A 12,214-nucleotide genomic window follows, 5' to 3' on the forward strand; every position below is an offset into this window, starting at 1 on the left:
AGGCGTTAAAGTTTTTTGGCTTTTTCCACGGCTTCGTCAATGGAACCGACCATGTAGAACGCCTGCTCTGGCAGGTGATCGTATTCGCCTTCCATGATGCCTTTAAAGCCACGGATGGTGTCTTTCAGCGCCACGTATTTGCCCGGAGAACCGGTAAAGACTTCTGCCACGAAGAACGGCTGGGACAGGAAGCGCTGGATCTTACGCGCGCGAGCTACCACCAGTTTGTCTTCTTCAGACAGTTCGTCCATACCGAGGATGGCGATAATGTCTTTCAGTTCCTGATAACGCTGCAGGATGGACTGAACTCCACGCGCGGTGTCGTAGTGTTCCTGACCAACAACCAGCGGATCCAGCTGACGGCTGGTGGAATCCAGCGGGTCAACGGCCGGGTAAATACCCAGGGATGCGATCTGACGGCTCAGTACTACGGTTGCATCTAAGTGAGCAAAGGTAGTGGCTGGGGATGGGTCAGTTAAGTCATCCGCCGGTACGTATACCGCCTGTACGGAGGTGATAGAACCGGTTTTGGTGGAGGTGATACGTTCCTGCAGAACGCCCATCTCTTCCGCCAGGGTCGGCTGATAACCTACCGCTGAAGGCATACGACCCAGCAGTGCGGATACTTCAGTACCGGCCAGGGTGTAACGATAGATGTTATCGACGAACAGCAGTACGTCACGACCTTCGTCACGGAATTTCTCAGCCATGGTCAGGCCGGTCAGCGCAACGCGCAGACGGTTTCCCGGCGGCTCGTTCATCTGGCCGTACACCAGGGATACTTTATCGATAACGTTGGAGTCGGTCATTTCGTGGTAGAAGTCATTACCCTCACGAGTACGCTCACCTACGCCCGCAAACACAGAGTAACCGGAGTGCTCGATCGCGATGTTACGGATCAGCTCCATCATGTTTACAGTTTTACCTACACCCGCACCGCCGAACAGACCAACTTTACCGCCCTTGGCGAACGGACACATCAGGTCGATAACTTTGATGCCGGTTTCCAGCAGTTCCTGAGAGCTGGACAGCTCTTCATAGGACGGTGCCGCGCGGTGGATAGCCCAACGCTCTTCTTCGCCGATGTCGCCTTTCATGTCAACCGGTTGACCCAGTACGTTCATGATACGACCCAGCGTTGCTTTACCTACCGGGACTTCGATCGGGTGCTCGAGGTCTTTTACATCCAGACCGCGGCGCAGACCATCAGAAGAACCCATGGCGATGGTACGTACGATACCGCCGCCCAGCTGCTGCTGAACTTCCAGCACCAGAACTTCATTACCATTCTGTACCTCAAGGGCTTCGTACACGCGTGGTACGGCATCCTGAGGGAACTCGACGTCGACCACGGCGCCGATTACCTGGACAATCTTTCCAGTAGCCATCTTAAATCCTCTACGAAATAACCTGGTTAAACCGCGGCGGCCCCCGAGACGATCTCGGTGAGTTCCTGAGTAATGCTGGCCTGACGAGCTTTGTTGTATACCAACTGCAGCTCTTTAATCAGGCTGCCGCCATTATCGGTCGCGGCTTTCATCGCCACCATACGGGCGGCCTGCTCGCTGGCCAGGTTTTCAACCACGCCCTGATAAACCTGAGATTCGACGTAGCGGCGCAGGAGGGTATCCAGCAGCGCTTTCGGATCGGGCTCATACAGGTAATCCCAGGATTTACGTTTCAGATCAGCATCTTCTGATGCCGGTAACGGCAGCAGCTGAGTGATCGTCGGAACCTGAGACATGGTGTTAATAAATTTGTTGCTGACAACGTACAGCTTGTCCAGACGGCCTTCATCATAGGCCTGCAACATCACTTTTACCGGGCCGATCAGTTCGGACAGGGATGGGTTATCCCCCATACCGGTCACCTGTGCAACCACGTTGCCGCCCACGGAGTTAAAGAAAGAAACGCCCTTAGAGCCGATCATTGCGAGGTCGCACTGAACGCCTTTATCGGACCATGCTTTCATTTCCGCCAGCAGTTTCTTGAACAGGTTAATGTTCAAGCCGCCGCACAGACCACGGTCGGTCGACACCACCAGGTAGCCCACGCGCTTAACGTCGCGTTCTTCCAGGTAAGGGTGCTTATATTCCAGATTACCGTTCGCAAGGTGACCAATCACTTTGCGCATAGTATCTGCGTAAGGACGGCTGGCCGCCATGCGCTCCTGCGATTTACGCATTTTGGAAGCGGCGACCATCTCCATCGCTTTAGTGATCTTTTGCGTGTTCTGGACGCTTGCGATCTTACTACGTATCTCTTTTGCGCCGGCCATGAGCTTCTCCTCAATGCCTTGCGGCCTGCCCTAAGACAGACCGCCAGACGTTACCAGGACTGGGTTGCTTTGAAGGAATCGAGGATGCCTTTCAGCTTGCCTTCGATTTCGTCGTTATAGCCACCGGACTGGTTAATCTCTTGCATCAGCGGAGCGTGATCACGGTCGACGTAAGCCAGCAGAGCGGCTTCGAAGCTACCGATTTTCGCCAGTTCTACATCAGCCAGGTAACCACGTTCTGCTGCGAACAGAACCAGAGACTGCTGCGCGACGGACATCGGCGCATACTGTTTCTGTTTCAGCAGCTCGGTCACTTTCTGACCGTGGTCCAGCTGTTTGCGGGTTGCATCGTCAAGGTCGGATGCAAACTGGGAGAACGCCGCCAGTTCACGATACTGCGCCAGCGCGGTACGGATACCACCGGACAGTTTCTTCATGATCTTGGTCTGCGCTGCACCACCAACACGGGATACGGAGATACCCGGGTTAACCGCAGGACGAATACCGGCGTTAAACAGGTTGGTTTCCAGGAAGATCTGACCATCGGTAATAGAGATTACGTTGGTCGGAACGAATGCGGAAACGTCACCCGCCTGCGTTTCGATAATCGGCAGCGCGGTCAGAGAACCGGTTTTCCCTTTCACTTCACCTTTGGTGAAGGCTTCAACGTATTCGGCGTTAACACGCGCAGCACGCTCCAGCAGACGAGAGTGGAGGTAGAATACGTCGCCCGGGAACGCTTCACGTCCAGGCGGACGACGGAGCAGCAGGGAGATCTGGCGATAAGCAACAGCCTGTTTAGACAGATCATCGTAAACGATCAGCGCATCTTCACCGCGGTCGCGGAAGTATTCGCCCATTGCGCAACCAGCGTATGGCGCCAGGTATTGCAGTGCAGCAGATTCAGATGCAGTCGCTACCACTACGATGGTGTTAGCCAGCGCGCCGTGCTCTTCCAGTTTACGCACCACGTTAGAGATGGTGGACGCTTTCTGACCGATAGCGACATAGACGCACTTGATGCCGGAATCACGCTGGTTGATGATGGCATCGATAGCCAGCGCAGTTTTACCGGTCTGACGGTCGCCGATGATCAGTTCACGCTGACCACGACCGATTGGGATCATGGCGTCAACGGATTTGTAACCGGTCTGTACCGGCTGATCGACGGACTGACGTTCGATTACGCCCGGCGCGATCGCTTCAACGGCGGAGAAACCGTCGTTTTCCAGCGGACCTTTACCATCAATTGGCGCGCCCAGGGTGTTAACCACGCGGCCCAGCAGGCCACGGCCTACCGGAACTTCCAGGATACGGCCAGTACATTTCACCTTCATGCCTTCGGCGAGGTCAGCGTACGGACCCATTACCACCGCACCTACGGAGTCGCGCTCCAGGTTCAGTGCGATAGCGTAACGGTTACCCGGCAGGGAGATCATCTCGCCCTGCATACATTCGGCAAGGCCGTGGATGCGGATAACACCGTCACTTACAGAAACAATAGTACCTTCGTTATGAGCTTCGCTCACAACATTGAACTGAGCAATGCGCTGCTTGATCAGTTCGCTGATTTCGGTGGAATTCAGTTGCATGCTCCAGTCCCCTTAAGACTGCAAGACGTCTGCAAGGCGCTCAAGACGGCCGCGTACGCTGCCATCAATGACCATATCACCCGCACGGATGATAATACCTGCCATAACAGACTTATCGATTTTGCAATTCAGCTTAACTTTGCGTGACAGACGTTTTTCCATCGCGCTGACGATCCTGGCAAGCTGTTCATCACTCAGTTGGTTGGCAGATATTACTTCTACCTCTGCGATGGCCTCACTGGCCGCGCGCAGGTGAATGAATTGCTCAAGAACGTCCGGGAGCACCTTCAGACGATTATTTTCCGCCATCACCTTAATCAGGTTCTGGCCATTTTCGTCGAGTTGCTCGCCGCAGATAGCGATAAACGCTTCTGAGAGCGTTTCCGGCGCCAAAGCACCGGAGAGAAGCTCTGCCATTTGGTCGTTTTTGGTCACTTCGGCGGCAAACGCCAGCATATCCTGCCAGCGTTCAACACTGTTGTGTTCGACGGCAAAGTCAAAAGCTGCTTTGGCGTAGGGGCGAGCTACCGTTACAAATTCAGACATCAGCCCCTCCCTCCTTACAGTTCAGCGACAAGTTTATCCACGATGTCGCTGTTAGCAGCTTCATCCACGGAACGTTCGATGATCTTCTCGGCGCCAGCAACAGCCAGGATAGCGACCTGCTTACGCAGCTCCTCGCGTGCACGTTTACGCTCAGCATCAATTTCAGCCTGCGCTTGTGCAACGATTTTGGTGCGTTCCTGTTCTGCTTCAGCTTTAGCTTCGTCCAGAATCTGAGAGCGGCGTTTGTTCGCCTGCTCAATGATTACCTGGGCTTCCGCTTTCGCTTTTTTCAGCTGGTCGGTCGCGTTGGCCTGTGCAAGGTCCAAATCTTTCTTAGCGCGTTCTGCAGAAGCTAAACCGTCAGAAATCTCTTTCTGGCGTTTTTCGATGGCAGCCATTAAAGGCGGCCATACGTATTTCATGCAGAACCATACGAAGATAACAAACGCGATGGCCTGGCCGAGGATTGTTGCGTTCATGTTCACAGCACAATACCTCTTTAATTAACTCTGTGGCTTAGGTTTCTAACAACTTACTACGCGACGGCGAACATCACGTACAGACCCAGACCTACAGCGATCATCGGGATAGCATCCACCAGACCCATAACGATAAAGAACTGAGTACGCAGCAGAGGGATCAGATCCGGCTGACGCGCTGCGCCTTCCAGGAATTTACCTCCGAGGATGCCGATACCGATCGCAGCACCGATTGCCGCCAGACCCATCATCACAGCGGCAGCCATGTACAGCAGATCCATATTCAGGTTTTCCATGACAGTCTCCAGTTTGTTTCAGTTAAAACGTAGTAGTGTTGGTAAAAAATCAATGCTCTTCAGATGCCATCGACAGATAGACAATCGTCAGAACCATGAAGATGAAGGCTTGCAGCGTAATAATCAGGATGTGGAAAATGGCCCAAGGCACATTCAGAACCCACTGTGACCACCACGGCAACAGACCAGCAATCAGAATGAAAATCAGCTCACCGGCATACATGTTGCCGAACAGTCGCAGACCGAGAGAGACCGGTTTGGACAGCAGGCTTACCCCTTCAAGGATTAAGTTGACAGGAATGAACGCCCAGTGATTGAACGGCTGCATGGTCAGTTCTTTAACGAACCCACCAACGCCTTTCATTTTGATGCTGTAGAAAATAATCAGGATGAACACGCCAAGTGCCATCGACAGGGTGATGTTCACGTCGGCAGACGGAACCACGCGCAGTGCAGGCAGGCCGAGTATGTGCTCACCGATCCAAGGTAAGAAATCGATAGGCAAGAGGTCCATCAGGTTCATCAGGAAGACCCAGACGAACACGGTCAGCGCCAGCGGCGCGATAACCTTGCTCTTGCCATGGTACATGTCTTTGACGCTGCCATGGACGAAGCCGATGATCATTTCGATGAAGGTTTGGAATTTCCCTGGTACGCCGCTGGTCGCTTTCTTAGCAACGCTACGGAACATGGCAAGGAACAGCAGACCGAGAACCACCGAGAAGAACATGGAGTCAATGTTGAGCGTCCAGAAGGTGGCTGTGTGGTTGTGCGGATCCACCAGCGAGAATGTACGCAGGTCCAACTGAAGGTTGTTCAGATGGTGTCCTATGTAATCCTGCGGCGTCATATTTTCTGAAGCCATGATGCCTTTACCCTTTGTTGTTAATTACAGCTGGCGCCAGAACTTGTACCACCAGCACCAAAACCCACGTCACGATCAGTGGCAAAAATACCACTTTTAAAACGGCCAGCGCCACCGCCAGAAGGGCGAAGGTCAGCAACACCTTGAAGGCTTCACCGAAGGCGAAGGTCCAGGCCACACGGCCTTTTGCTGGTGTATGCGCCTGATGACGCCAGGCAAAAATTATAAACATCAGATTTGGCAAGACCACTGCCAAACCGCCGCATACAGCGGAAATGCCCCAGAAGGGGTCTTTGAGGCTGAACAGCAGTCCACTTGCCATTACTGCCAGTAACTGAATAAACAGAAGCTTGCGAGCAACGTTTCGACTCAAGAGCGACACTGACATCACGTTTTTACTCCTGCTCCCTTTGAGGTATGTCGCGTGTCGTATAAAACGTCCTTTAAGACGAAGAGTCAAGCATCAAAAAGCGGACAAATTATACGGTGACGCCCCGTGATTTCAAACAATAAGTAGCAAAATAGTGAATAAATGTTTAATTATTTTCCAACGGACAACTTTCCGTGCATTTCAGCGTTCTGTGAGCGGTCATACAAAACTGCAAATAACGAGGAAACACGGCAATTAAAGCGTGCATCAGATCACATAATAAACATTTCAAGCGCCCTTTAATGAATCAAGGACATAAAACACTATTTTTCATGCTTTTGATATTCAAGATAAAAAGTGAGGACATTATCTAAAACAACCTCACATACAATAAAAACCTTTTATTGACATTTATAATAAAAATTTAACATCACTATGCTGTTCATCATTGTCGATTTTTAGCACCCTGATATTTTCAAAGTTGACTATTTTGTCAGTGAATCACTTACACTAAGTTAACTGCAAGAAAAGCCTTAGTAAAAACAAGGTTAAATGCAGCCCGTTAATATCGGGGGACGTCCTTTATTTTTGTAACATGCGCGGGCCACATTTTTTCCACATTTTTTGATAAAAATTAACTCGATTTTGGCTTAATCACCACCAGGTGCCGCTCCCCTTCCAACCGAGGAACATGCAGCTCAATCACCTCAACAATGTCATACCCTTCCGGCAGACTTTCCATTTCTTCTTTTTGCGCTAACCCTTTGAGCGCATAGAAGTGACCATTCGCTGCCGGCAGATGATGGCACCAGCTCACCATATCATTAAGCGATGCGAAAGCGCGGCTTATCACGCCATCAAACGGCGGCTCGGCCGGGAAGGCTTCCACGCGGCTCTGCACCGGGGTGACGTTATCCAGCTTCAGCTCGTGCTGCACCTGACGCAGGAAGCGCACGCGCTTGCCAAGGCTGTCCAGCAGGGTGAAATGTGACTCCGGACATACGATGGCCAACGGGATCCCAGGCAACCCCGGGCCCGTACCAACATCGATAAAGCGCGAGCCCTGCAGATAAGGCGCCACGATGATGCTGTCGAGAATATGACGCACCAGCATCTCATTCGGATCGCGAACGGAGGTCAGGTTATAGGCTTTGTTCCACTTATCGAGCAGTCCGACGTAAGCCACCAGCTGATTTTTCTGGTGATCGGTGAGCGAAATACCCGCTTCATCCAGCAGACGAGAAAGTTTGTTGAGCACGGTAAGTACCTTCAAAAAATAATGAGCCCGGAGGCGCTAACGCTTACCGGGCTATGAATGATAAAGGCGAACGCTGATTATGCAACTGGGAAATCAGCGCGGCAGGTAGCCGCAATCAGGCGCTGCGGCGCAGCATCCCCTGCTTTTTCAGCCAAACCAGCAAAATAGAGATCGCCGCCGGGGTGATCCCGGAGATACGTGACGCCTGCCCTATCGACGACGGTTTATGGTCGTTCAGTTTGGCAATCACCTCGTTAGACAGCCCAGTGACCTGGCGGTAGTCGAGAGTCGCTGGCAGCAAGGTATTCTCATTGCGCTGTTGTTTCTCAATCTCATCCTGCTGGCGCGCGATATAGCCCTCATACTTCACCTGGATCTCTACCTGCTCAGCCGCCTGACGATCTTCCAGTCCCGGGGTGAATGGCGAGAGTTGAACCAGCTGTTCGTAGGTCATTTCCGGACGACGCAGCAGATCTTCGCCGCTGGCTTCACGCGACAACGGCGCGGTCAGGTGAGCGTTCACTTCGTTGGCGCTCTCTGCCTGCGGATTCACCCAGGTGGATTTCAGACGCTGGCGTTCACGTTCGATGCTTTCCAACTTCTCGTTGTAGCGCGCCCAGCGTTCGTCATCCACCAGACCCAGCTCGCGCCCCTGTTCGGTCAAACGCAAATCGGCGTTGTCTTCGCGCAGCATCAGACGATATTCAGCGCGGGAAGTAAACATGCGGTACGGTTCTTTGGTACCCAGGGTGCAGAGGTCATCTACCAGCACGCCGAGGTAAGCCTGATCGCGACGCGGCGCCCAGCCCTCTTTTTCCGCAGAGAAGCGGGCGGCGTTAAGTCCGGCCAGCAGCCCCTGAGCCGCCGCCTCTTCATAACCGGTGGTACCATTGATTTGGCCGGCGAAGAACAGACCCTGAATAAATTTGCTCTCAAGCGTTGGCTTCAGATCGCGCGGGTCGAAGAAATCGTACTCAATAGCGTAGCCTGGACGGACGATCCGCGCATTCTCCATCCCCTGCATCGAGCGGACGATTTGCATTTGCACATCAAAGGGCAGGCTGGTGGATATACCGTTCGGATAAATTTCGTTTGAGGTCAGTCCTTCCGGCTCGAGGAAGATCTGATGCTGGTTGCGATCGGCAAAGCGCATGACTTTGTCTTCTATCGACGGGCAATAGCGAGGTCCGATCCCTTCGATCACTCCGGCGTACATAGGACTGCGATCGAGGTTATTGCGGATCACATCGTGGGTTTTCTCGTTAGTGTGGGTGATATAGCACGGTACCTGGCGCGGATGCTGATCCGCGGATCCCATGAACGAGAAGACCGGCATCGGGTTATCGCCATGCTGCTGCGCCAGCACGCTGAAATCGATGGTGCGCGCGTCAATACGCGGCGGAGTACCGGTTTTCAGACGACTGACGCGCAGAGGCAATTCACGCAGACGACGAGACAGCGGGATAGACGGCGGATCGCCGGCGCGGCCGCCGCTGTAGTTGTCCAGACCAATATGGATTTTGCCGTCAAGGAAGGTCCCGACGGTCAGCACTACCGCTTTAGCGCGGAATTTGAGGCCCATCTGGGTGACGGCGCCCACGACGCGATCGTTTTCGACAATCAGATCTTCAACCGCCTGCTGGAAGATCATCAGGTTCGGCTGGTTCTCCAGTGCGGTACGTACTGCCTGACGATAAAGCACGCGGTCAGCCTGGGCGCGGGTGGCGCGTACTGCCGGTCCTTTGCTGGCGTTTAGTATCCTAAACTGAATACCCGCCTGATCGATCGCTTTGGCCATCAAACCGCCGAGCGCATCCACTTCTTTTACCAGGTGTCCTTTCCCAATGCCGCCAATCGCCGGGTTGCAACTCATTTGCCCCAGCGTGTCGATATTGTGTGTCAAAAGCAGGGTTTGTTGACCCATACGCGCTGCGGCCATTGCGGCCTCAGTGCCTGCATGACCCCCGCCAATGATAATGACGTCAAAAGGATCCTGATAAAACATGGTGGTCTGCCTCGCATAAAGCGGTATGAAAATGGATTGAAGCCCGGGCCGTGGATTCTACTCAACTTTCGTCTTTCGAGAAAGACTCCGGGATCCTGAGTGTTAAAAAGAAGATCTTTATATAGAGATCTGTTCTATTGTGATCTCTTATTAGGATCGACTCTCTTTGTGGATAAGTCGGATCCGCGAAGTAAGATCAAAAGCTTAAGAAGGATCACTATCTGTGAATGATCGGTGATCCTGGTCCGTATAAGCTGGGATCAGAATGAAGGGTTATGCACAGCTCAAAAACCATACTACGGTTATTCTTTGGATAACTACCGGTTGATCCAAGCTTTTAAGCATGGTTATCCACAGAAGATCGGACGATCTTTACAATTCTCAGAGCAAATTTTTCCAGGATCCCAGCCAGATTTCCGCTGGATCCTCCGGAATTTCGTGTTCAAGGACGTTGATCTTCAGCGTCTCACCGATCTGTTTTGCCCCGCAGGCCTTCAGCGCCGCTTCTAATTTATCGATCGCGCCGCAAAAGGTGTCGTATTCGCGGCTGCCGATCCCTATAGCGCCAAAGCGCACGGCGGAAAGATCGGCCTGCTTCTCCTGCAGCGCGTCATAGAAGGGAACCAGGTTGTCGGGAATGTCGCCGGCGCCATGGGTGGAAGAGATAATTAACCAGATCCCTTGCGCCTGCAGATCGTCCACCAGCGGACCGTGCTGGATTTCAGTGCTATAGCCGGCTTCTTCCAGCTTTTCCGCCAGATGCTCTGCTACATATTCCGCACTGCCCAGGGTGCTGCCGCTGATAAGTGTAATGTCTGCCATAGATCGCCGATCGCCCGCTCAACTGTTCAGAGTGGCGTATTGTACGCTGTGAGCGAGCTGGGATCTACCTGTGGAAAAATGTGGGATTAAAAAAAGCGATCAGGGCTTGATGGTGCGCATGATCGGGTTCTGCAGCACGATCAGAGTTTCAGTGGACTGAATTTCATCGATTGTTTGGATCTTGTTGATAAGTACCTGCTGCAGAGCATCGATGGATTTACACATCACCTTAATAAAGATGCTGTAGTGGCCGGTGGTGTAGTAAGCCTCGGTGACCTCCTCCAGACTTTCCAGGCGGGCGAGGGCGGAGGGATAGTCTTTGGCGCTTTTTAAAATAATGCCGATGAAGCAACCGACGTCGTAGCCCAGCTGCTTGGGGCTGACGTCAATGCGCGCGCCGGTAATGATACCCGCCTGCTTCATCTTTTCGACGCGCACGTGAATGGTGCCCGGGCTGACGCTGAACTGTTTGGCCAGTTCGGCATAGGCGGTACGGGCGTTGGCCATCAGCGCATCAAGAATGCCGCGGTCCAGATTGTCGATCTGATAATTTTCCATATCTTTTTCTTATGAAGTTTGAGGGTTCTTACTATTTTAGCGCCATATTTTAATGAATTAAAAGTTGGTGCGCCTTTTTATTGATTGATTATTGTATTGCCGCCCTGTTTTGTTGCTAAATCAATGGCAACAGGACGCAGGAGTCATAAAAATGAAAACCGCATATATCGCAAAACAACGCCAGATCAGTTTCGTTAAATCCCACTTTTCCCGTCAGCTGGAAGAGAAGCTTGGCCTGATTGAAGTCCAGGCGCCAATCTTAAGCCGCGTGGGCGATGGGACGCAGGATAACTTGTCCGGCTGCGAGAAAGCGGTTCAGGTAAAAGTGAAAACACTGCCCGACGCCCAGTTCGAAGTGGTTCATTCGCTGGCGAAGTGGAAGCGTCAAACCCTGGGACAACACGACTTCAGCGCGGGCGAAGGGCTGTACACGCACATGAAAGCCCTTCGCCCCGATGAAGACCGTCTGACGCCTATCCATTCCGTCTATGTTGACCAGTGGGACTGGGAGCGCGTGATGGGGGATGAAGAGCGTCACGTCGGCACCCTGAAGGCAACCGTCGAGGCGATCTACGCCGGGATCAAAGCCACCGAGCTGGCGGTCAGCCAGGAGTTTGGCCTGACGCCGTTCCTGCCGGAACAGATCCATTTTGTTCACAGCCAGGAGCTGCTGAGCCGCTATCCGGAGCTTGATGCCAAAGGTCGTGAGCGGGCTATTGCCAAAGAGCTGGGCGCCGTCTTCTTAATTGGTATCGGCGGCAAACTAGCTGATGGCAAGCGCCACGACGTGCGTGCGCCGGATTATGATGACTGGAGTACTGAGGTTTCTGAAGGTTTTGCCGGCCTGAACGGCGATATCCTGGTGTGGAACCCGGTGCTGGAGGATGCGTTCGAGATCTCCTCGATGGGGATCCGCGTTGACGCCGAGGCGCTAAAGCGCCAGCTGGCGCTGACCGGCGATGAAGATCGCCTGAAACTGGAGTGGCACCAGGCGCTGCTGCGCGGCGAGATGCCGCAGACTATCGGCGGCGGCATTGGCCAGTCTCGTTTGACGATGCTGTTGCTGCAGCTTGACCATATCGGTCAGGTGCAGTGCGGCGTATGGCCGGCGCAGGTTCGCGAAAGCGTTTCCGCGCTGCTGTAAC

The 12,214-nt window shown here is 53.1% G+C and carries 13 protein-coding genes; 1 reads left to right on the forward strand and 12 read right to left on the reverse strand.

The genetic code is table 11. The annotated features are described in order from the left end of the window. Positions 1–5: 5 nt before the first annotated feature. From atpD to asnC, 12 genes are all read right to left on the reverse strand, one after another. The gene (gene atpD, locus DR88_RS02280; RefSeq protein WP_004144997.1) at positions 6–1,388 is read right to left on the reverse strand and encodes a F0F1 ATP synthase subunit beta; all 1,383 of its coding nucleotides are present in this window, start codon (positions 1,386–1,388) and stop codon (positions 6–8) included. 26 nt (positions 1,389–1,414) lie between these two features. After that, on the reverse strand, positions 1,415–2,278 hold the full coding sequence (gene atpG / locus DR88_RS02275) for a F0F1 ATP synthase subunit gamma (RefSeq protein WP_004144996.1): 864 nt from the start codon (positions 2,276–2,278) through the stop codon (positions 1,415–1,417). Between the two features lie 50 nt (positions 2,279–2,328). Beyond that, positions 2,329–3,870, reverse strand: a complete 1,542-nt coding sequence (gene atpA, locus DR88_RS02270) for a F0F1 ATP synthase subunit alpha (protein WP_004144995.1) — start codon at positions 3,868–3,870, stop codon at positions 2,329–2,331. Between the two features lie 12 nt (positions 3,871–3,882). After that, positions 3,883–4,416, reverse strand: coding sequence for a F0F1 ATP synthase subunit delta (gene atpH / locus DR88_RS02265; protein ID WP_004144994.1), 534 nt, complete (start codon positions 4,414–4,416; stop codon positions 3,883–3,885). 14 nt (positions 4,417–4,430) lie between these two features. Continuing rightward, positions 4,431–4,901 (reverse strand): F0F1 ATP synthase subunit B, encoded by a 471-nt coding sequence (atpF, locus tag DR88_RS02260; protein WP_004107293.1) that lies wholly within the window; start codon positions 4,899–4,901, stop codon positions 4,431–4,433. Positions 4,902–4,951: 50 nt separating this feature from the next. After that, positions 4,952–5,191 carry a F0F1 ATP synthase subunit C gene (gene atpE / locus DR88_RS02255; protein ID WP_000429386.1) on the reverse strand — a complete coding sequence of 80 codons (240 nt, stop codon included), beginning with the start codon at positions 5,189–5,191 and terminating at the stop codon, positions 4,952–4,954. Between the two features lie 49 nt (positions 5,192–5,240). Then, a complete protein-coding gene (gene atpB, locus DR88_RS02250; protein WP_004173838.1) occupies positions 5,241–6,056 on the reverse strand; it encodes a F0F1 ATP synthase subunit A in 816 nt (271 codons plus the stop codon). Between the two features lie 7 nt (positions 6,057–6,063). Continuing rightward, complete coding sequence (gene atpI / locus DR88_RS02245; RefSeq protein ID WP_004144991.1) at positions 6,064–6,444, reverse strand: F0F1 ATP synthase subunit I; 381 nt, start codon at positions 6,442–6,444, stop codon at positions 6,064–6,066. Between the two features lie 616 nt (positions 6,445–7,060). Continuing rightward, complete coding sequence (gene rsmG / locus DR88_RS02240) at positions 7,061–7,684, reverse strand: 16S rRNA (guanine(527)-N(7))-methyltransferase RsmG (RefSeq protein ID WP_004151554.1); 624 nt, start codon at positions 7,682–7,684, stop codon at positions 7,061–7,063. 115 nt (positions 7,685–7,799) lie between these two features. Beyond that, positions 7,800–9,689 carry a tRNA uridine-5-carboxymethylaminomethyl(34) synthesis enzyme MnmG gene (gene mnmG / locus DR88_RS02235; protein WP_004144989.1) on the reverse strand — a complete coding sequence of 630 codons (1,890 nt, stop codon included), beginning with the start codon at positions 9,687–9,689 and terminating at the stop codon, positions 7,800–7,802. 381 nt (positions 9,690–10,070) lie between these two features. Continuing rightward, a complete protein-coding gene (gene mioC / locus DR88_RS02230) occupies positions 10,071–10,511 on the reverse strand; it encodes an FMN-binding protein MioC (RefSeq protein ID WP_004144988.1) in 441 nt (146 codons plus the stop codon). 99 nt (positions 10,512–10,610) lie between these two features. Next, the gene (gene asnC / locus DR88_RS02225; RefSeq protein WP_002882510.1) at positions 10,611–11,069 is read right to left on the reverse strand and encodes a transcriptional regulator AsnC; all 459 of its coding nucleotides are present in this window, start codon (positions 11,067–11,069) and stop codon (positions 10,611–10,613) included. A gap of 151 nt (positions 11,070–11,220) precedes the next feature. Here asnC and asnA point away from each other — a divergent pair, with 151 nt between their 5' ends. After that, positions 11,221–12,213: an aspartate--ammonia ligase gene (gene asnA / locus DR88_RS02220; protein ID WP_002882514.1), complete on the forward strand. Its 993-nt coding sequence runs from the start codon at positions 11,221–11,223 to the stop codon at positions 12,211–12,213. Position 12,214: the final 1 nt, after the last annotated feature.

The organism is Klebsiella pneumoniae (assembly GCF_000742135.1).
Taxonomy (GTDB): Bacteria; Pseudomonadota; Gammaproteobacteria; order Enterobacterales; family Enterobacteriaceae; genus Klebsiella; species Klebsiella pneumoniae.

Coding starts and splice junctions, on each gene's coding strand:
- atpD (WP_004144997.1), bottom strand. CDS start 1,388: ATGGCTACTGGAAAGATTGTCCAGGTAATCGGCGCCGTGGTCGACGTC.
- atpG (WP_004144996.1), bottom strand. CDS start 2,278: ATGGCCGGCGCAAAAGAGATACGTAGTAAGATCGCAAGCGTCCAGAAC.
- atpA (WP_004144995.1), bottom strand. CDS start 3,870: ATGCAACTGAATTCCACCGAAATCAGCGAACTGATCAAGCAGCGCATT.
- atpH (WP_004144994.1), bottom strand. CDS start 4,416: ATGTCTGAATTTGTAACGGTAGCTCGCCCCTACGCCAAAGCAGCTTTT.
- atpE (WP_000429386.1), bottom strand. CDS start 5,191: ATGGAAAACCTGAATATGGATCTGCTGTACATGGCTGCCGCTGTGATG.
- atpB (WP_004173838.1), bottom strand. CDS start 6,056: ATGGCTTCAGAAAATATGACGCCGCAGGATTACATAGGACACCATCTG.
- atpI (WP_004144991.1), bottom strand. CDS start 6,444: ATGTCAGTGTCGCTCTTGAGTCGAAACGTTGCTCGCAAGCTTCTGTTT.
- mnmG (WP_004144989.1), bottom strand. CDS start 9,689: ATGTTTTATCAGGATCCTTTTGACGTCATTATCATTGGCGGGGGTCAT.
- mioC (WP_004144988.1), bottom strand. CDS start 10,511: ATGGCAGACATTACACTTATCAGCGGCAGCACCCTGGGCAGTGCGGAA.
- asnC (WP_002882510.1), bottom strand. CDS start 11,069: ATGGAAAATTATCAGATCGACAATCTGGACCGCGGCATTCTTGATGCG.
- asnA (WP_002882514.1), top strand. CDS start 11,221: ATGAAAACCGCATATATCGCAAAACAACGCCAGATCAGTTTCGTTAAA.